19 protein-coding genes are annotated in these 17,808 nt (G+C 62.5%); 8 read left to right on the forward strand and 11 right to left on the reverse strand.

The window, feature by feature from the left end; genetic code table 11:
* Positions 1–116: 116 nt before the first annotated feature.
* From FFS60_RS11160 to nudC, 3 genes are read left to right on the forward strand one after another with little or no spacing between them, the layout of a single operon-like run.
* Complete coding sequence (locus FFS60_RS11160; RefSeq protein WP_028627747.1) at positions 117–929, forward strand: crotonase/enoyl-CoA hydratase family protein; 813 nt, start codon at positions 117–119, stop codon at positions 927–929.
* A 38-nt stretch (positions 930–967) separates the two neighbouring features.
* A complete protein-coding gene (locus tag FFS60_RS11165; RefSeq protein WP_028627746.1) occupies positions 968–2,647 on the forward strand; it encodes a hypothetical protein in 1,680 nt (559 codons plus the stop codon).
* A 1-nt stretch (position 2,648) separates the two neighbouring features.
* Positions 2,649–3,482 carry an NAD(+) diphosphatase gene (nudC, locus tag FFS60_RS11170; protein WP_028627745.1) on the forward strand — a complete coding sequence of 278 codons (834 nt, stop codon included), beginning with the start codon at positions 2,649–2,651 and terminating at the stop codon, positions 3,480–3,482.
* On the opposite strand, the gene FFS60_RS11175 is transcribed toward nudC, so the two are convergent.
* Positions 3,456–4,235, reverse strand: a complete 780-nt coding sequence (locus tag FFS60_RS11175; RefSeq protein ID WP_028627744.1) for a TSUP family transporter — start codon at positions 4,233–4,235, stop codon at positions 3,456–3,458. The genes nudC and FFS60_RS11175 overlap by 27 nt on opposite strands.
* A 100-nt stretch (positions 4,236–4,335) precedes the next feature.
* Between FFS60_RS11175 and FFS60_RS11180 the strand changes: the two genes are divergently transcribed.
* Complete coding sequence (locus tag FFS60_RS11180; protein ID WP_028627743.1) at positions 4,336–4,986, forward strand: hypothetical protein; 651 nt, start codon at positions 4,336–4,338, stop codon at positions 4,984–4,986.
* A gap of 160 nt (positions 4,987–5,146) precedes the next feature.
* On the opposite strand, the gene FFS60_RS11185 is transcribed toward FFS60_RS11180, so the two are convergent.
* The 4 genes from FFS60_RS11185 to FFS60_RS11200 all read right to left on the reverse strand — a co-directional run bounded on the left by FFS60_RS11185 (position 5,147) and on the right by FFS60_RS11200 (position 8,306).
* Positions 5,147–5,914, reverse strand: coding sequence for an SDR family oxidoreductase (locus FFS60_RS11185; RefSeq protein WP_028627742.1), 768 nt, complete (start codon positions 5,912–5,914; stop codon positions 5,147–5,149).
* Between the two features lie 25 nt (positions 5,915–5,939).
* Positions 5,940–7,010, reverse strand: a complete 1,071-nt coding sequence (locus FFS60_RS11190) for a phosphotransferase family protein (protein ID WP_137821999.1) — start codon at positions 7,008–7,010, stop codon at positions 5,940–5,942.
* A 210-nt stretch (positions 7,011–7,220) separates the two neighbouring features.
* Complete coding sequence (locus tag FFS60_RS11195; RefSeq protein ID WP_028627740.1) at positions 7,221–7,535, reverse strand: SCP2 sterol-binding domain-containing protein; 315 nt, start codon at positions 7,533–7,535, stop codon at positions 7,221–7,223.
* 60 nt (positions 7,536–7,595) lie between these two features.
* Positions 7,596–8,306, reverse strand: coding sequence for a histidine phosphatase family protein (locus FFS60_RS11200; protein ID WP_028627739.1), 711 nt, complete (start codon positions 8,304–8,306; stop codon positions 7,596–7,598).
* Positions 8,307–8,517: 211 nt separating this feature from the next.
* Between FFS60_RS11200 and sohB the strand changes: the two genes are divergently transcribed.
* Positions 8,518–9,543 (forward strand): protease SohB, encoded by a 1,026-nt coding sequence (sohB, locus tag FFS60_RS11205; RefSeq protein ID WP_137822000.1) that lies wholly within the window; start codon positions 8,518–8,520, stop codon positions 9,541–9,543.
* 21 nt (positions 9,544–9,564) lie between these two features.
* Here the strand turns inward: sohB and FFS60_RS11210 are convergent, their stop codons facing one another.
* Positions 9,565–10,419: an alpha/beta fold hydrolase gene (locus tag FFS60_RS11210; protein ID WP_028627737.1), complete on the reverse strand. Its 855-nt coding sequence runs from the start codon at positions 10,417–10,419 to the stop codon at positions 9,565–9,567.
* A 111-nt stretch (positions 10,420–10,530) separates the two neighbouring features.
* On the opposite strand from FFS60_RS11210, the gene FFS60_RS11215 reads away from it, so the two are divergent.
* Positions 10,531–11,112: a TetR/AcrR family transcriptional regulator gene (locus tag FFS60_RS11215; protein WP_028627736.1), complete on the forward strand. Its 582-nt coding sequence runs from the start codon at positions 10,531–10,533 to the stop codon at positions 11,110–11,112.
* 348 nt (positions 11,113–11,460) lie between these two features.
* Here FFS60_RS11215 and FFS60_RS11220 read toward each other — a convergent pair whose 3' ends face one another.
* Entirely contained in the window at positions 11,461–11,961 is a 501-nt protein-coding gene (locus FFS60_RS11220; RefSeq protein ID WP_137822001.1) for a DUF934 domain-containing protein, read from the reverse strand.
* Positions 11,945–13,603, reverse strand: a complete 1,659-nt coding sequence (locus FFS60_RS11225) for a nitrite/sulfite reductase (RefSeq protein ID WP_028627734.1) — start codon at positions 13,601–13,603, stop codon at positions 11,945–11,947. The genes FFS60_RS11220 and FFS60_RS11225 overlap by 17 nt, the downstream gene beginning before the upstream one ends.
* A gap of 436 nt (positions 13,604–14,039) precedes the next feature.
* On the opposite strand from FFS60_RS11225, the gene FFS60_RS11230 reads away from it, so the two are divergent.
* Positions 14,040–15,125 (forward strand): ABC transporter substrate-binding protein, encoded by a 1,086-nt coding sequence (locus FFS60_RS11230; protein ID WP_028627733.1) that lies wholly within the window; start codon positions 14,040–14,042, stop codon positions 15,123–15,125.
* Between the two features lie 4 nt (positions 15,126–15,129).
* Here FFS60_RS11230 and FFS60_RS11235 read toward each other — a convergent pair whose 3' ends face one another.
* The 3 genes from FFS60_RS11235 to FFS60_RS11245 all read right to left on the reverse strand — a co-directional run bounded on the left by FFS60_RS11235 (position 15,130) and on the right by FFS60_RS11245 (position 17,119).
* Positions 15,130–15,348, reverse strand: coding sequence for a DUF2970 domain-containing protein (locus tag FFS60_RS11235; RefSeq protein ID WP_137822002.1), 219 nt, complete (start codon positions 15,346–15,348; stop codon positions 15,130–15,132).
* A 55-nt stretch (positions 15,349–15,403) separates the two neighbouring features.
* A complete protein-coding gene (locus FFS60_RS11240) occupies positions 15,404–16,444 on the reverse strand; it encodes an RNA methyltransferase (RefSeq protein ID WP_137822003.1) in 1,041 nt (346 codons plus the stop codon).
* Positions 16,445–16,510: 66 nt separating this feature from the next.
* Positions 16,511–17,119 (reverse strand): hypothetical protein, encoded by a 609-nt coding sequence (locus tag FFS60_RS11245; protein WP_028627730.1) that lies wholly within the window; start codon positions 17,117–17,119, stop codon positions 16,511–16,513.
* A gap of 173 nt (positions 17,120–17,292) precedes the next feature.
* On the opposite strand from FFS60_RS11245, the gene FFS60_RS11250 reads away from it, so the two are divergent.
* The gene (locus FFS60_RS11250) at positions 17,293–17,586 is read left to right on the forward strand and encodes a DUF1883 domain-containing protein (protein WP_069084458.1); all 294 of its coding nucleotides are present in this window, start codon (positions 17,293–17,295) and stop codon (positions 17,584–17,586) included.
* Positions 17,587–17,808 lie beyond the last annotated feature (222 nt).

Here is a 17,808-nt window from a genome sequence, read left to right on the forward strand (position 1 = left end):
GTTGCATGGCGTGGCCTGCGTCACAGTGGGCAGCATCGACTTTTACATCGTGCTTGTTATAGTTGCCGGGCTTCCTGAACGACTCCATTTCTGTGGCGCACGCCGAGGACTGTCCCGTGCCTGATTACAAAGCCTTCCGCGTAGAGTTGGCAGACAAGATCGCCCATGTGCAGATCAACCGTCCGGAAAAGATCAACGCGATGAACGCCGATTTCTGGAAAGAGATCGTCGAGATATTCCGCGAGATCGAAGACAACGACGAAGTGCGGGTGGTGGTGATTTCCGGTGCGGGCAAGCATTTTTCGTCCGGCATCGACCTGATGATGCTGGCCTCGGTCGGCGCCCAGCTTGGTCCGGATGCCGGTCGCAACGCACGTGCCCTGCGCCGCAAGATTCTCGAACTGCAGGCCTCGTTCAACGCGATCGACAACTGCAGCAAGCCGGTGATCGCGGCTATCCAGGGCTACTGCCTGGGCGGTGCCATCGACCTGATCTCCGCCTGCGATATGCGCTATTCGACTGTCGATGCGCAGTTCGCCATCAAGGAAATCGACATCGGAATGGCGGCTGACGTCGGCACGTTGCAGCGCCTGCCACGCATCATCGGTGACGGCATGATGCGTGAGCTGGCCTACACCGGTCGCACCATCCAGGGCGAGGAGGCCCAGCGCCTGGGGTTGGTCAATCGAACCTACGCCGATCAGGATGCCCTGCTCGATGGGGTGTTCGGCATTGCCCACGAGATTGCCGCCAAGTCCCCCATCGCAGTGCGCGGCACCAAGGAAATGATCCGCTACATGCGTGACCACCGCGTCGACGATGGCCTCGAGTACATCGCCACCTGGAACGCGGCCATGTTGCAATCGGCCGATTTGCGCGTGGCCATGGCAGCCCACATGAGCAAACAGAAGCCAGAGTTCGCTGACTGATGCGCTACCGCACACTCGCGCGGGAGGCGCATTAAGGCATGGTCACCGGAGTCACTTCGCTGGGGCTGGTGCGCGACGAATTGTTCGCCACCATGGAGCAGGCTGAACAGAGCCTCGAGCAGTTCATCGCCGAACGCCAGAATGGCAGCCTGTTGCAGCAAGCGGTGGAGGCCATGCACCAGGTGCGTGGAACACTCAAACTGATTGAGCTGACCGGCGCTGAACTGCTGGCCCAGGAGCTGCTGGACCAGGCTACGGACATTCCCGCCGGGGCCGGTGAGGAGCGCGACGTCCAGTTGGCGGCCCAGAGCAATGCGCTGCACGTGCTGCGTCGCTACCTGGAAAACCTGGATGTGCACCGCCAGGAAATGCCTGAGCTGCTGCTACCGGCGATCAATGACTTGCGCCAGGCCGGCGGCCAGCCGCCGCTGCCGGAAAGCTATTTTTTCAGCGTGCGCCTGGACCAGACGCGCCAAGGGGCGACTGCATGCAGTTTGCCTGCGGGTGCCGATCCGGAGGCTTTGGCCCGACGTTTCCGTCAAGCCTACCAGCAGGGTCTGCTTGGCTTCCTGCGGGGGCATAAGGTGCCCAGTGCCCTGCGCATGATGGAGCGCGCCCTGGGTGGCCTGGAGCGCCTGTTCGCCGAGCAGTCCCGTGGCCGTCTCTGCTGGATCGGCGCGGCGGCCATCGAGTCGCAGCTCGACGGCCAGTTGCTGGCGCGCAAGTCGCGCAAGCAACTGTTCTCGCGCCTGGACCGAGAGCTCAAGCTGCTTTTGGCCAACTCGGCCTACGAGGCGCCACGCAGCTTGCAGAAAGAACTCCTCTACCTGGTGGCGCTCGCCGACAGTCAGGGGCCGCGCTCCCGCGAGCTGCGCGAAGTCTTCGGCATGACCGCGCTACCTTTCTCCGATCAGCTTCTGGAGCAGGAATACCAGCGCCTGTCAGGGCCGGGGCAGGCGGTGATGCGTTCGCTGTCCTCGGCCATCTTCGAAGAGCTGAACAGCGTCAAGGACATGATCGACCTGATCGAGCGTGGCACTGCGCCGAGCGAGTCCTTCGAGAGTCTTCATACCCTGCTGGGCAAGCTGGCCAAGACTCTGGTCATGGTTGGCTTGAACTCCCCCGGCAACGCCTTGCAGTCGCAATTGCCGATGGTTGCCGCCTGGAGCGCAAGCGCGCCGGTCGAGTCCAGCGAGTTGCTCAAGCTGGCCGATGCCGTGCTCTATGTGGAAAGCATGGTGGCCGGTCTCGACAGTGGTGAGCGCCGGGGTGCGCGGCTGGTGGCTGAACCGGGACACGAGGCGGAATCCTTTGCCAACCACCAATTGGCCGAAGCGCGTATCGTGGTACTGGACGAAGCCCAGGCCGGACTCGCCCTGGCCAAGCGCGCCATTACCGCCTACCTGGAGTCCAACGGCGAAAAACCGCATCTGGCCAACGTGCCGGTGAGCCTGCAGGCCGTTCGCGGAGGACTCTGGTTCCTTGGTCAGGAGCGTGCTGCTGCCTTGGTCGGTGCCTGTGCCGAGTACATCCAACAGCAGATGCTGGAGACCTCTCTCATGCCTTCGGAGCAGATGTTGGAAACCCTGGCGGATGCCCTGACCAGCCTTGAGTACTACCTCGAAGGCGGTGCCGGCATGCGCCGTGGCTTCCAGGTCGACGTCCTCGACCTGGCTGCCAACAGTGTGCGGGCCCTGGGCCTGCCAGTGGCAGCCTGACATGACTGGTGAACGCTGGCATTCGGGCCTGCTGGATGTCTCCAAGCCTGGAGGCTGGGCGGTGGCCCATTGTCGCCAGCAATTTCTCACCGACAGCAACGGCGTGCTCTTCCCACGTGAGTGGCTGAAGCGCCAGGAACTGCCGGTGCTGGCCGAGCATGGTATCGGCCACTTCGACGGCGATTCCATCTACCTGCTTGAATTGGCCCATCCGGCTGAAGTGCCTGGTTGCCATTGGCAGGGCCTGCGCCAGGTCATGCTGCAGGGTGATCCCGATGTCTTCCGCATGCTCGGCTATGCCAGTCAGATCGGAACCTGGGCTGACCAGAACCGCTTCTGTGGTAGCTGCGGCCAGCGCATGGAGCCGGTTGCGGGCGAGCGGGCGATGCGCTGTCCGAGTTGCGAAGTCCACCACTATCCGCGACTGTCGCCGAGCATGATCGTGCTGGTCAGTCGTGGTGATGAGCTTTTGCTGGCGCGTTCTCCGCGCTTCGTCAGCGGCGTCTACAGCACACTGGCCGGCTTCGTCGAACCGGGCGAGTCGGTGGAGGAGTGCGTGGCCCGCGAGGTGCGGGAAGAAGTCGGCGTGGAAATCGGCAATATCCAGTACATCGCCAGCCAGAACTGGCCTTTCCCGCATTCGCTGATGCTCGGTTTCCATGCTGAATACCGTAGCGGCGAGATCGTGCCGCAACCGGGTGAGATAGAAGATGCCCGCTGGTTCCCCGTGGATGCGCTGCCGCCCTTGCCGGCGCAGCGCTCCATCGCGCGTTACCTCATCGATCTCTACGTGGCGCGGCGCCTCGGCTCAGCCGATCCAGTGCTGCCACGCTAGGCGCGCGGTCAGCACCAATACCACCAGTATGAACACCGGGCGGATGAACTTGGCACCGCCCTTGATGGCGGTGCGCGCACCCAGGAAAGCGCCTGCCATCAATGCCACGCCCATGCTGATGCCCAGCGCCCAGGCCACCTGTCCTGCGGCGATGAAGACCACCAGGGCCATGGCGTTGCTGACGAAGTTCATGCTGCGGGCGACGCCGCTGGCGCGTACCAGGTCCAGCGGGTAGAGCAGCAGGCTGCTGACGGTCCAGAAGGCACCTGTGCCCGGGCCGGCGACACCGTCGTAGAAACCGAGGCCCAGGCCCTGGGGCCACTGGCGGCCGCGAGGGATGACAGCATCCTGGCTATGCGCCACGTCCGGGGTCTTGCCGAACAGCAGGTAAAGGCCGCATCCGAAGACCACCACCGGCAGCATCTGGTTGAGCCAGGCGGCGGGAAGCCAATGGGCGATCACCGCGCCCAGGGCGGCACCGATGGCGGTGGCAATCAGCGCATGGCGCCATTTGCCGGGATCGAACAATTTGCGCCGATAGAAGGTGAAGCTGGCGGTGGCCGAGCCGAAGGTGGCGCAGAGTTTGTTGGTGCCCAGTACCAGGTGCGGTGGCAGCCCGGCGGTAAGCAAGGCAGGGATGGTCAGCAGTCCGCCGCCACCGGCGATGGCGTCGATGAATCCGGCAAGAAACGCGACAGCGGCGAGAATCGCCAGTGTGGCGGGATCGACCGCCAGCTCAATGGGGAATGGCATGGAAAACGAGGTCCGTGTCTACAACTGCCGCGTGGCTTGTGGCTGCGGCGTGGGGAGTTGCGCATAATGCCGGCATTTTCACGCATAAGGAATGGGCTCCATGCAGTATGACGGCCTGGCCTGGGCAACCGCCCTGCTGGCAGTGTTGGTCGCGGTGGTGGCGGGACGTATCCTCTTCGATCGCGGCTGGTTTCTGGGTTGGCTTCGCGGTACCTGCGGCCTGGCGTTCCTGGTTCTGGCGCTGCTGGTGGCATTGGTAGCCAAGGACCTGTGGAGCTACAACGCACTGCCTGAAGACAAGCCGCTGGTGACCCTGAACTTCAAGTCCACGGGCCCGCAGAGCTACCAGGTCACGCTATTGGAGGGCGGCACCGAGCGTGAGGTGTTGCTGGATGGCGACCTCTGGCAACTGGATGCGCGACTGTTCAAGTGGAAAGGCCTGGGTGAGTTGCTCGGTCTGCAACCGGGCTATCGCCTGGAGCGACTATCGGGGCGCTTCCTCGCCATCGAACAGCAGGCGCTGGCCCAGCATCCTCGCGTGCAATTGGCGGCGAGTCCATACGGCGTTGATCTGTGGCGCTGGTTGCGACTGGCCCAGCGCGACTTCTTCCTGTTCGTGCCTGAGGCGCAGCGGGTGACCTATCTGCCAATGGCCGATGGAGCCGTCTATTCCGTGAGCCTGTCGCCCACAGGTCTGCTGGCTCAGCCGTTGAACCAGGTGGCCAAGGAAGCGTTGAAGGACTGGCGCTGATTCCGGGCTGCAAGCGGTAGGGGGCGGGTGGCGCTCCGCGCGCCTGAGCAACCCATCGCCCGTGACTGCATGGGGTTCGCTCCGCTCTACCCATCTTACGGTGCTATGCGCAATAACGAGAAAGGGAGCCCTCGGGCTCCCTTATTCATGGGCGATATCCTCAGGAAAGGAAGCCGCCGTCGACGTTCAGCGCAACGCCTGTGGTGTAGCTGGAGGCATCGCTGGCAAGGTAGAGGACGGTGCCGGCCATCTCGCTTGGGTCCGCGACGCGCTTGAGCGGGATGCGTTGCAGGGCGACGTTGAGGATGGCGTCGTTCTTCACCAGGGCCGAGGCGAACTTGGTGTCGGTCAGGCCCGGGAGCAGGGCGTTACAGCGAATGCCGAACTGGGCGCATTCCTTGGCGAAGACCTTGGTCATGCTGATCACGGCGGCCTTGGTCACCGAGTAGATGCCCTGGAACTCGCCGGGGGAAACGCCGTTGATGGAGGCGACGTTGATGATGCTGCCGCCGCCGTTCTGCTTCATCAGCTTGCCGCCTTCGATGGACATGAAGTAGTAGCCACGGATGTTCACGTCCACGGTCTTCTGGAAGGCCGACAGGTCAGTGTCCAGCACGTTGCAGAACTGTGGGTTGGTGGCGGCGTTGTTGACCAGGATGTCGAGGCGGCCGAACTTCTCGCGGATCTCGGCGAAGACGCTCTGGATCTGTTCCATTTCGCCGATGTGGCAGGCGATGGCGGTGGCCTGGCCGCCTTCGGCGATGATGGCGTCGGCAACGGCCTGGCAGCCTTCGATCTTGCGGCTGGAAACGATCACGTGGGCGCCTTGCTGGGCCAGCAGCTTGGCAATGGCTTCACCGATACCGCGGCTGGCGCCGGAAACGAAGGCGATCTTGCCGTCGAGGTCGAACAGATGGGTCTTGGACATGGGGTTCCCCTTGTTGTAAGCCGGTTTACAGCCGTGATTGGTTGATGACTTGCAGGCTCATCTGCTCCAGCAGTTTGTTCATGTGAATGAACTGTGCGAAGCGCTTGTCCTGGGTCTGCCCGTGGAAGTAGCGGTAGTAGATCTGCTGCACGATGCCGGCCAGGCGGAACAGGCCGTAGGTGTAGTAGAAGTCGAGGTTGTCGATGCGCGGCAGGCCGGCACGCTCGGCGTAGTAGTCGGCGAACTCCTGGCGGGTCAACATGCCTGGCAGGTGGCTCGGCTGACGACGCATCAACTGCACGGGGGCCGGGTCTTTGGCTTCGATCCAGTAGGCGAGGGTGTTGCCCAGGTCCATGAGCGGATCGCCGATGGTGGTCAGTTCCCAGTCCAGTACCCCGATGATCTCCATCGAGTTGTTCGGATCGAGGATCACGTTGTCGAAGCGGTAGTCGTTGTGGACGATGGCCGGCTTGTGGTGGTCGGCCGGCATCTTGTCGCGCAGCCACGCCTTGACCGGTTCCCAGGTCGGGGCGTCCGGGGTCAGGGCCTTCTCGTAGCGGTCGGTCCAGCCGGCGATCTGGCGCTGCACATAACCTTCCGGTTTGCCCAGGTCGCCCAGGCCGCAGGCCTTGTAGTCGACGTTGTGCAGTTCCACCAGCTTGTCGATGAAGCTCAGGCACAGTTCGCGGGCCTGGCCTTCATCGAGCGTCATGTCGGCCGGCAGGTCGGCGCGCAGGATCACGCCCTTGACCCGTTCCATCACGTAGAACTCGGCGCCGATCACCGATTCGTCGGTGCAGTGCACATAGGCCTTGGGGCAGTACGGGAAACCGGCGTTGAGCTGGTTGAGGATGCGGAACTCGCGGCCCATGTCGTGTGCGGACTTGGCTTTGTGGCCGAAGGGAGGGCGGCGCAGCACGAACTCCTGGTTGGGGTATTCCAGCAGGTAGGTCAGGTTGGAGGCGCCGCCAGGGAATTGGCTGATGCTCGGGGTGCCTTCCAGGCCGGGAATGTTGGCCTTGAGGTATTGGTCGATAACGGCGGCGTCGAGCTCTTCGCCTTCGCGGATACGGGTGGACTGATCAGTAAGCGTCATGCTTATCCCTTCTACTTATGATGGGGGCCCGAGACTATTCGCTAATCTAATGCCGCCTCAGGGGCGTCACAAGCCGAACGAGCCGTTATAGACAAAGGTGTTGCAGCACAATCAGGCTGCCTGATTCGCCCGTGCCGCTTGTGTTGGGCGAAAAAAAACCGGAGCCCATGGACTCCGGTTTCTTGGTGCATGGCTTTTCGCGGGAAAAGCTTAGACCGGGAACAGTTCGCCGAGCTTCATGGCCAGCATCATGTCGCCTTCGGCGCGCAGCTTGCCGGCCATGAAGGCCTGCATGCCGTCGGTTTCACCGCTGGTGATACCCTTCAGGGTAGCGCTGTCCATGATCAGGGTGACGTTCGGGTTCGGGGCGTCGCCTTGTTGTACGTCGCAGGTGCCGTCCTTGACCACCAGGTAGTGGTTGTCGCCGTCTTCGATGTTGAACTGGAATACCAGATCCAGGCCAGCGGCGGCACCGGCGTTGAACTTGGACTGCATGGTTTTGACGATGTCAGCAACGTTGGTCATGGTGTTTTCCTTTTTCTAGGGTTTTTTCTAGCGGCTTGTTCCAGCCGCAATGGGCCGGGCTCAGCGATAAGTGATGAGCTCCGGCGCCTTCAACAGTTCCAGATGCACATGACTGTTGAAGGAAGCCAGGGTCACCTCGCTACCGCGGAACTTCAGACGGTTGAGCGAGGTATTGACGATCTGCCAGTTGAGCCCGAAGGCGCTTTCGGCCGGAATGCCGGCAACCAGGTGGAGCAGGGCGGTGATAGTGCCGCCGGAGGTGAATACGGCAATGTTCTGTTTGCTGTCCGCCTGGGCCAGGATGCGTTCCAGGCCTCCGCGAACCTGCTCGACAAACTCCAGCCAGCTTTGTAGCCCCGGCTTGTCGTGGGCGCCTGAGACCCAGCGCAGGATCAGCTTGGAGAACAGTCGTTGGAAATCGGCGCGGTTTTGCGCGGCATTGCGCAAGACGTGCAAGGCTTCGGGTTCTTCCGGCAGCAGGTCGGGGAGCAGGGCGCGGATCACCGCGTCTGCATCGAACTCGTTGAAGGCCGGGTCGATATCGATGGCGGGTGCTGTCAGGCCGGTAGCGCTGAATTGCGCCAGGGCGGATTGTGCCGTGTGCTGTTGACGACGGAGGTCACCGCTGTAGCAGCGATCGAAGCGCAGGCCCAGTCGGGCGAGATGCTCACCAAGTATCTCGGCCTGACGAATGCCAATGGGCGAAAGCACATCGTAGTCGTCGGCACCGAAGGAAGCCTGGCCATGTCGAATCAGGTAGATGCTGCCCACGTACGCTGCCGTCCCGCGAGGTTGAAAGTTCCGCGAGGGTATGAGGAAGCCTTAGGCCTGTCAACGAAAAAACATACGCTTGTTTGAATGCATTCCCACTGTTTATGCAGACGTTTCAGCTCGCTGGCGAGCAGGGGTTCGCGCCGTTATGCTTGCTGGTCTTTGCGCCGCCGAAAGGCTGGCGCCAGCGGGGATGACAAGGGGGATACACGTGGAATTCTTTGCCGAGTATGCAGGCTTTCTGGCCAGGACGGTAACCGTGCTGGTGGCCATCCTGGTGGTGCTGGCGGCTATCGCCGCACTGCGTGGCCGCAACCGGCGCGTGGCCAGCGGCCATCTGGATGTCCGCAAGCTCAACGATTTCTACAAGGACTTGCGCGAGCGCCTGGAGCACTCGGTATTGGACAAAGCGCGCCTGAAGTCACTGCGCAAGGCCGAAGCCAAAGCGGCGAAACAGGCGAAGAAGTCGGCAGGGCAGAAGTCGCGGATCTTCGTGCTGGACTTCGATGGCGATATCAAGGCCTCGGCCACCGATCACCTGCGCCATGAAGTGACTGCACTGCTGTCCATGGCCACGGACAAGGACGAGGTGGTGGTGCGCCTGGAGAGCGGCGGCGGCATGGTGCACAGCTACGGCCTGGCGTCGTCGCAACTGGCCCGTATTCGCGACGCCGGTGTGCCGCTCACCATCTGTGTGGACAAGGTGGCTGCCAGCGGCGGCTACATGATGGCGTGCATCGGCCAGAAGATCCTTGCCGCGCCGTTTTCCATCATCGGCTCCATTGGCGTCGTGGCGCAGCTGCCCAACGTGCACCGCTTGCTGAAGAAGCACGATATCGACTTCGAAGTGCTCACTGCCGGCGAGTACAAGCGCACCCTCACTGTGTTTGGTGAGAACACCGAGAAGGGACGGCAGAAGTTCCAGGAAGACCTCGAGACCACCCATGAGCTGTTCAAGGGTTTCGTCGGTCGCTACCGACCTCAGCTGGACATGGCCGAAATCGCCACGGGCGAGGTCTGGCTGGGCATGGCGGCGTTGGAGAAGCAACTGGTGGACGAACTGCGCACCAGCGACGAGTACCTGGCTGAACGCGCCAAGGAAGCCGAGCTGTTCCACCTGCACTATGCGGCGCGCAAAAGCTTGCAGGAGCGCGTCGGCCTTGCCGCCAGTGTGGCCATCGATCGAGTGCTGCTGAACTGGTGGGGACGCCTCAGCCAGCAGCGTTTCTGGCAATGAGCCCAACGGGCCCGGGCTGGCTCAGGCCAGCTCGGGCAGCAGCACGCTTTGCCACAGGGAGCGTTCGTACTGCGGCTTGAAGAAGCCGAAGTGACCGATGCTTTTCTCGCCCACATCTGCCGGGGCGATGCGCTTGAAGCTCTTCTGCGCCTGGCGATAGAAGCTGTGCAGCGACTCGGTGTTGCGCCCGGACATCATCTCGTCGTCGGTGAAAGAGATGGAGGTGATCGGTGTGCGTACCGCGGAATAGGCTTCCCGCACACGCTCACCTTCAGCGCCCACCGCGTATTCCGGGTTCAGGCACCAGCGGCGCCACTGTTGAATCACGCCCTTGGGCAAGTCGCCCACCATGCCCAGGCGCTTGCCAGGGAAGTAGCCGGCCAGCGGCGTGACCAGCGGTGCCACCAGGAACCACAACAGCCAGACCCGACGACGCAGCTCCGCGGTGTTTTCCCGCCAGTAGCCGCTGCCGGTGGCGATGGTCAGCACCTTGCTGATGCGCTCGGCTCCTTCGACGAAGGGCAGGATCTGCCCGCCCAGGCTGTGGCCGATCCAGTACAGCGGTTTGTCCCCGGCGGCGTTGGCCACGAGCGAAAGCATGGTGCTGCAGTCATGGCGGGCCCAATCGAGGATATCCACGTCCAGGTCCCGCAGGTGGCCGTTGCGAGATTGGCCCATACCGACATAGTCGAAAGTGGCAACTAGATAGCCGCGTTCCGCTAGCCAGGTGGCGAAGGGCGCGTAATAGCGCTGGGGTACGCCCATGGCGGGTACTATCAGCACCGCGGCCAGGGCCTCGCCTTCGGGGCGGAACCAATTGGTGCTGATGAGGTGGCCGTTGCCGTTGTCGATCCGGGATTCTGTCGAACTGATCATTGCATCCGTCCTGGCTTTGGAAAGGGCTTCTGGAAAAACGCGAACCCGGGCAGTATACGAAAGATAGAAAGTTATTCTAGAAAAATATTCTAGTTTCATTAGAGGAATCCAATGGGCCGTCCCTCCCGAAAAGACGACATCCTCCAGGCCGCGCTGGCCTGCTTCAGTGAACAGGGCGTGGATGCCACCACCATCGAGATGATCCGCGACCGATCCGGTGCCAGCATCGGCAGCCTCTACCACCATTTCGGCAACAAGGAACGCATCATTGCCGCTCTCTATCTGGAGGGGGTGAGTGGCTATGCGCGTTTGCTGGAGGCGGGGTTCGCCAAGGTGGATAGCGCCGAGGGTTGCATCAAGCTGCTGGTGGCCTGTTATGTCGACTGGGTGCTGGAGAACCCGGACTGGGCACGGTTCATCCTGCACAGCCGGGGGAGGGTGGAGGCGAGCGAGCTGGGTGAGCAGCTACGGGAAACCAACCGTCTGCACCATGGGCGCATTGAAGAGATACTGCGGCCTTATCGTGAGAGAGGGGCCTATCGCGAGATGCCACGCGACTGCTTCGTTTCTGTCGTCATCGGGCCGGTCCAGGACTTCACCCGCAATTGGCTGGCGGGGCGTACCCGCACCAGTCTGGCCGATTGCCGCGAGCTGTTCATACAGGTGGCCTGGGATGCGGTTCGCGCGCCGTAAGCTGGAAACGGCAGGGGCGGATTCATTTGAACTTGGGAAGCCACTAGCAGGATGAAATCGGACTGTCTGTAGGAGCGAGCTTGCTCGCGAACAGCCCAGGCACGAAGTTTCGCGAGCAAGCTCGCTCCTGCACGTCAGTAGCCCGAATGAAGTCCGGGAGAAGTCCAACCGCCGTTCTCGGATTTTATCTGGGCTACGATTTGCCGGCCGCCTCCGAGACGCTCCCTTATGGGGGGGGTTAAAAGCAAGTCCACGTTCTACGAACGTGGATGTTTACTCGCACCTGCAAGAGATCGATTGGCCCAACAAAAAGCCCCGCGTGTGCGGGGCTCTTTGTTGGCGCATCACTCAGTCCGTACGGCGGCGGAACAGCGGCAGGGGCTGGTCGCTGGATGCCTGGTAGACCTCGGAGAACTCTTCGAAGGCCTTGAGGGCGTCGTACGGGTCCTTGTCCGCCCGCAGTGCAAAGGCGTCAAAGCCACAACGCTGGAGAGCGAAGAGCTGGTCGCGCAGCACGTCGCCTATGGCGCGTACTTCACCCTTGTAGCCGTAGCGTTGGCGCAGCAGGTAGGCGGTGGAGGAGTGGCGGCCGTCGGTGAAGGCCGGGAAGTTCAGCGCGATGACCTGGAAGTGTTCCAGGTCGTCGGCGATCTCTTCGATCTCTTCGTCGCTGTCCAGCCAGACACCGAGGCCACCGTCGCGGGCTTTCAGTGCATGGGCGTGATCGCGCCAGAGCGCCAGCGGGATGATGATGTCGTCACAGTTGGGGATACCGTCCAGGGTCGCGTCCTTGGCCAGCAGATGCCAGGTTTCGTCGATGACCTGACCGTTTTTAATGATTCGCTGCATAAACGCGCTCCTTGAACGGGTCGATACCGATGCGGCGGAAGGTGTCGAGGAATTGCTCGTCTTCGGTGCGCTGTTCCACGTAGACCTTGATGATCTTCTCGATCACGTCGGCCATTTCGTCCTGGGCGAAGGACGGGCCGAGGATCTGCGCCAGGCTGGCATCACGGCCGGCGCTGCCGCCGAGGGACACCTGGTAGAACTCCTGGCCCTTCTTGTCCACGCCGAGGATGCCGATGTGGCCGACGTGGTGGTGGCCGCAGGCGTTCATGCAGCCGGAAATGTTCAGGTCGAGGTTACCGATGTCGAACAGATAGTCCAGGTCGTCGAAACGACGCTGGATGGCTTCGGCCACCGGGATCGACTTGGCGTTGGCCAGGGAGCAGAAATCGCCGCCCGGGCAGCAGATGATGTCGGTCAGCAGACCCACGTTCGGGGTGGCGAAGCCGAGTTCGCGCAGCTCGCCCCAGAGGGTGAAGAGCTGGGCCTGCTCGACGTCGGCCAGGATGATGTTCTGGTTGTGGCTGTTGCGCACTTCGCCGAAGCAGTAGCGATCAGCCAGGTCGGCGATGGCGTCCAGCTGCTTGTCGGTGACATCGCCCGGCGCGACGCCAGTGGGCTTGAGCGACAGGGTCACGGCGGCATAGCCGGGCTTCTTGTGGGCAATCACGTTGCGCTCGCGCCAGCGGGCGAAGCCCGGGTGCTCGGCATCCAGGGCAGCGAGGGCGGCGTCCTGGTCTTCCAGGGTCTTGTACGTCGGGTCGACGAAGTGCTTGGCGACACGCTCCACTTCGGCTTCGGTCAGGGTGGTCGGGCCATCCTTCAGGTGTACCCATTCGGCGTTCACGCGCTCGGCGAACACTTCCGGGGTCAGCGCCTTGACCAGGATCTTGATGCGCGCCTTGTACTTGTTATCCCGACGGCCGTAGCGGTTGTACACGCGCAGGATCGCGTCGAGATAGCTGATCAGGTGCTGCCAGGGCAGGAACTCGTTGATGAAGCTGCCGACGATCGGGGTACGGCCCAGGCCGCCACCGACTGATACGCGGAAGCCCAGTTCGCCGGCTTCGTTCTGCACCGCTTCCAGACCGATGTCGTGGACTTCGATGGCTGCACGGTCGCTCACAGCGCCGTTGACGGCGATCTTGAACTTGCGCGGCAGGTGGGAGAATTCCGGGTGGAAGGTGGACCACTGACGGATGATCTCGCACCAGGGGCGCGGGTCGACGAGTTCGTCACGGGCAACGCCGGCGAACTGGTCGGTGGTGGTGTTGCGGATGCAGTTGCCGCTGGTCTGGATGGCGTGCATCTGCACGGTGGCCAGCTCGGCGAGGATTTCCGGCACGTCTTCCAGTTCCGGCCAGTTGAACTGGACGTTCTGGCGGGTGCTGATGTGGGCGTAGCCCTTGTCGTAATCGCGAGCGATCTGCGCCAGCTTGCGCACCTGGACGGAAGAGAGCAGGCCGTAGGGCACGGCGACACGCAGCATGGGCGCGTAGCGCTGGATGTACAGGCCGTTCTGCAGGCGCAGCGGGCGGAATTCCTCACCCGAAAGCTCGCCTTCCAGATAGCGGCGGGTCTGATCGCGGAACTGCTTGACGCGGTCCTCGACGATCCGTTGATCGTACTCGTCGTATACGTACATGAAATGTCCTGTTGTCAGGCTGCTTACAGCTTTTCTGCGCGCACGGCCGCGCACTCCCCGCGGAGCCGGAGGAAGATACCAGTTCGGGGTTATGCGCAAAAGTGATGTTTGAGTATATGTAAAGAACCAGAAGTTATTGCCTTGGGGTCGCGCATAACCCTTCGGCTTGAGGCCCGGCGGGGGCTGGTCTTTACTCGAAGTGCAAGCCGCCTATAACCACAACAATTGGGGGACGTCATGACCGAGCATTCCGAAGATTCCAGCCACGACAGCAAGGTCGATGCCTGGGCCATCTTCTTCTTGATCCTGATCGCCGTTTCCACTGCGGTGTTCTGGGTCAGCCACCAGTAAAGAACGGGGCCTGGCGGCCCCGTTACCTCCGATCACCCGGTAAGAAGCAGTTATACTGCGCCGCCGATTTTTCCTGGGTGATGGAATGAAAGGACTGGGTGCCTGCCTTCTACTGTGCCTCTGCCTGGGCGTTAGCCAGACGCTGAGCGCCGCTTCCGTGGTTTTTCTCAATCCGGGGCGTCACAACGAACCCTTCTGGGCGAGTTATGCGCAGTTCATGCAGGCGGCCTCCAATGACCTCGGCATGGATCTTGAAATCCGCTATGCCGAGCGCGACCTGGACTTGATGCTCGACCAGGCCCGCGAAGTGCTGCAGGGGGCGGATCGTCCTGATTACCTGGTGTTCGTCAACGAGCAATACGCGGCGCCTGAAATCCTGCGTCTGTCGCGCGGCAGTGGGGTCAAGCTGTTTACCGTGAACAGCAACCTGACGCCTGATCAGCAGTTACTGACCGGGGGCACCCGGGAGCGCTACCCCGACTGGATTGGCAGCATGGTCCCCAATGATGAGGAGGCCGGTTACCTGATGGCGCGCTCGCTGCTGGAACAACAGGAGCGCCTGGCGCCTGGCCAGCCCTTCGACATGCTGGCGTTTTCCGGCGTCAAACAGACGCCCGCGGCCCAGCGACGTGAGCGAGGCCTCATGCAGGCCCTGGCCGAATTCCCCAATGCCCATCTGCGCCAGTTGGTCTACAGCGAATGGAATCGTGAGCGCGCCTACACCCAGGCCCTGCAGCTGTTTCAGCGCTATCCGGACGTGAAGCTGGTGTGGTCGGCCAACGATGAAATGGCCTTTGGCGCGATGCAGGCCGCCACCGAGTTGGGGCGCAAGCCTGGGCAGGACCTCCTTTTCTCCGCACTGAACAATTCACCGGAAGTCTTGCGTACTTATCTTGATGGGAAGATCAGCGCCTTGGTCAGTGGCCACTTCACTTTGGGCGGCTGGGCCATGGTGCTGTTGCATGACTACGACGCTGGCGTGGATTTCGCCCGTCATGGTGGCAAGGATCGCGAAGTGCGGTTGTTCATGGCCCTGGACCGGGACAAGGCAACGCGGCTCTTGCAACATATCGAGCGGTATGGCTTCGACCTGGACTTCCGGGCCTTCAGCCTGGTGGGCAAGAAAGGCGCGCGCGACTATCGCTTCTCCCTGGCGCCTCTGATCGACTGAGGCTTCAGAGGCCGGCGAAGTGGAGCACCAGGCGCACCAGGCCATAGAGCACCAGCACGAAGACCACGGTGAAGAGCACGCCGAGGATGATGAAGTGGCTGGGCTTGCCGCGACTGAAGTCGCGGCTGCGATTCTTCCCGCTCTGCACGCCGAAGGCGGCTGCCAGCACGCTCTGCAGCATTTCGCGGAAGCTCAGGGGTTGGTCGTGATTTTTGTCGTCCATGGGACACCTCCTGGCCTGAGCTTAGCTCGTCGGCACGAACCTGTTGCCCGATCGCTCAGGAGGCGGGGTGCCGCAAGCGGCGAGTGTTGACCAGTTCCACAGCTCGGGCGCGCAACTGGCCGCAGCCACCCTCGACGTCCTGGCCAGCAGAATTACGCACTTTGGTAAGGATGCCGCGGCTGTGCAGGTAGCGGACCATCTGCACGATTCGGTCACCATCGGGGCGCTGGTATTCGTCTGCATCCAGGCTGTTGTAGGGGATGAGGTTCATCACCGCGTACTTGCCCTTGAGCAGGCGCAGAATGCCGTCCATTTCTTCCTGGCTGTCGTTGATGTCCTTGAGCAGCGTCCACTGGTACTGGATGGGATAGCCGATGGTGCGGGCATAACGCTCGCCCAGTTCAACCAACTCATCCGGAGCGATGCGCGGTGCCTTGGGCAGCAGCTGTTCGCGCAGGTCGGCTCGGGTGGTGTGCAAGGACAAGGCCAGGGCCGGCTTGACCCGCTCCTGGGGAAGGCGCTCGAAGACGCGCATGTCGCCGACGGTGGAGAACACCAGGTTCTTGTGGCCGATACCGCCGTCAGTGCCCAACAGATCAATGGCTTCGAGCACGTTCTCCAGGTTGTGCGCCGGCTCGCCCATGCCCATGAACACGACTTTTTTCACCGGCCGGAAGCGGCGGGCGAGGGCGACCTGGGCGACGATCTCGGCGCTGCCCACCTGGCGCAGCAGTCCGCTCTTGCCGGTCATGCAGAACACGCAACCCACGGCGCAGCCGACCTGGGTCGATACGCAAAGCCCGTCGCGGGGCAGCAGCACGCTCTCCACCATCTGGCCGTCGCGCAATGCCACCAGCAGGCGGGCAGAGCCGTCTACGCCGGGGTGCTCCGAACGTAGGTGAACCAGTGCCTCCAACTCGTCGGCCAGCGCGGGCAAGCCGTCACGGACGCTGAGCGGCAGGAAGTGCTCGGTGTGTTGGCGGCGGGTGCCGGCATCCAGGGGCTTGCCCTGCAGCCAGGCACGCACCACCCGTCCGCTGTGGACGGGGAGGGCGCCTAGGTCGGCGAGGCGTTGGTGGATATCGCTGATACGCATGGGGCGCGCATCCTACCACTGTCCCCCATGAGGTGGCAGGCCCGCCGAGCAGCCGGTAGACGCGCGTCAGGGCGCCTCTACGCTGATGGCCAGGGCTGAGGTCAGTCGAATCACCACTTCCTGGTTGAGGTAGGTGGGTTTGAGCTCAATGTCAGGACGCACTCTCACGACCTTGCGGCTGCCATCGGCGAACTCCAGGGTGGCGGTGTGCTGGGTGGTGTCGATGGCCTTGACCACGGCAGTGATTTCCATGGTGTCCGCGATCAGCAACCCCGGCTTGCTGCCTTCCGGCGCCGTCGCCACCAGTCCCGCCGCGCCATCCTCCTGGGCTTCGCCTGGTGCGCGCAGTTGGATAACGCGCTCGTGAGTCACCACCGCCTTGACCCGATCACCGGTTTTAAGCTGCGAGAAATTGCGCATTTCCGGCACCGCATTGAAGGTCTGGCGGTTACCCTGCTCGTCCTCGAGAGTGAAGGTCCGCTTCTGATGATCGACGGCCGTGACAACCGCCGAGATCTGCTCAGTCTCGGACGCGACGCCGCCGGGCACACCCTGGGCGTAGGCTTCGGCGGCGCTGGTGGTCACGTTCAAACCATCGTTCTCGGCATGGCTGCTGCAGGCCGTGATTAGTCCGAAGGCAATCAGGAGTGCGGGAATTCGGATAGCGTAGGGCATGTTGTGTTCACCTTGGTCGTTCGGGTTCCAGAAGGATTGGATGCGCACGTGGCGAACATTCCGTTTCGCCCGGGCAATCCGCCTGGTCGGCTTGTTCAGCGTAGGCGAGGCGGTGGCATTTGCCTCCGTGGTATTCTGGCGCGCTGTTCGATTCAGCGATTCTGGAGCTGTTCATGAAGTTCATCCATCAACGCGAGCACCTCAACGAGGGCGATCTGGTCGTCATCCAGTGCTCGCAGACCTGCAACATCCGTTTGATGAGCGATGCGAACTTCCGCAGCTTCAAGAACGGCGGTCGCCACAGCTACCACGGCGGCGCCTTCGACCGCTTCCCGGCGAAGATCGTGATCCCCAGCACGGGCTTCTGGAACGTCACCCTCGACACCGTTACCCGCCGCGCCATCAGTGTCACGCGCAAGCCCAACTTCGAATGGTCGATCAAGTTCGTGCGGCGCACCAAGGGTTAACCGGTTACGCGGTTGATCGGGCGGCACGTATACGCCGCCCGAGCACCCTGGCCACCTCCCGACCCAACCCGCTGAATACCGCTGCACTTCAACGCGCGACGCTGGGCAGCGACCAGGTCGCGCCAGTCATACCCATTGCGCCGCGCTGTTTGGATAGGTCCATGGCGTTGGACCGCAGACGTCACACGAGGGACCGCTCACGCTCCGATGGTGCGGGGAGTC

It is taken from the genome of Pseudomonas sp. D(2018) (assembly GCF_005502555.1).
Lineage (GTDB): Bacteria > Pseudomonadota > Gammaproteobacteria > Pseudomonadales > Pseudomonadaceae > Metapseudomonas > Metapseudomonas resinovorans.

Coding starts and splice junctions, on each gene's coding strand:
- FFS60_RS11165 (WP_028627746.1), top strand. CDS start 968: ATGGTCACCGGAGTCACTTCGCTGGGGCTGGTGCGCGACGAATTGTTC.
- nudC (WP_028627745.1), top strand. CDS start 2,649: ATGACTGGTGAACGCTGGCATTCGGGCCTGCTGGATGTCTCCAAGCCT.
- FFS60_RS11175 (WP_028627744.1), bottom strand. CDS start 4,235: ATGCCATTCCCCATTGAGCTGGCGGTCGATCCCGCCACACTGGCGATT.
- FFS60_RS11180 (WP_028627743.1), top strand. CDS start 4,336: ATGCAGTATGACGGCCTGGCCTGGGCAACCGCCCTGCTGGCAGTGTTG.
- FFS60_RS11185 (WP_028627742.1), bottom strand. CDS start 5,914: ATGTCCAAGACCCATCTGTTCGACCTCGACGGCAAGATCGCCTTCGTT.
- FFS60_RS11190 (WP_137821999.1), bottom strand. CDS start 7,010: ATGACGCTTACTGATCAGTCCACCCGTATCCGCGAAGGCGAAGAGCTC.
- FFS60_RS11195 (WP_028627740.1), bottom strand. CDS start 7,535: ATGACCAACGTTGCTGACATCGTCAAAACCATGCAGTCCAAGTTCAAC.
- FFS60_RS11210 (WP_028627737.1), bottom strand. CDS start 10,419: ATGATCAGTTCGACAGAATCCCGGATCGACAACGGCAACGGCCACCTC.
- FFS60_RS11215 (WP_028627736.1), top strand. CDS start 10,531: ATGGGCCGTCCCTCCCGAAAAGACGACATCCTCCAGGCCGCGCTGGCC.
- FFS60_RS11220 (WP_137822001.1), bottom strand. CDS start 11,961: ATGCAGCGAATCATTAAAAACGGTCAGGTCATCGACGAAACCTGGCAT.
- FFS60_RS11225 (WP_028627734.1), bottom strand. CDS start 13,603: ATGTACGTATACGACGAGTACGATCAACGGATCGTCGAGGACCGCGTC.
- FFS60_RS11230 (WP_028627733.1), top strand. CDS start 14,040: ATGAAAGGACTGGGTGCCTGCCTTCTACTGTGCCTCTGCCTGGGCGTT.
- FFS60_RS11235 (WP_137822002.1), bottom strand. CDS start 15,348: ATGGACGACAAAAATCACGACCAACCCCTGAGCTTCCGCGAAATGCTG.
- FFS60_RS11240 (WP_137822003.1), bottom strand. CDS start 16,444: ATGCGTATCAGCGATATCCACCAACGCCTCGCCGACCTAGGCGCCCTC.
- FFS60_RS11245 (WP_028627730.1), bottom strand. CDS start 17,119: ATGCCCTACGCTATCCGAATTCCCGCACTCCTGATTGCCTTCGGACTA.
- FFS60_RS11250 (WP_069084458.1), top strand. CDS start 17,293: ATGAAGTTCATCCATCAACGCGAGCACCTCAACGAGGGCGATCTGGTC.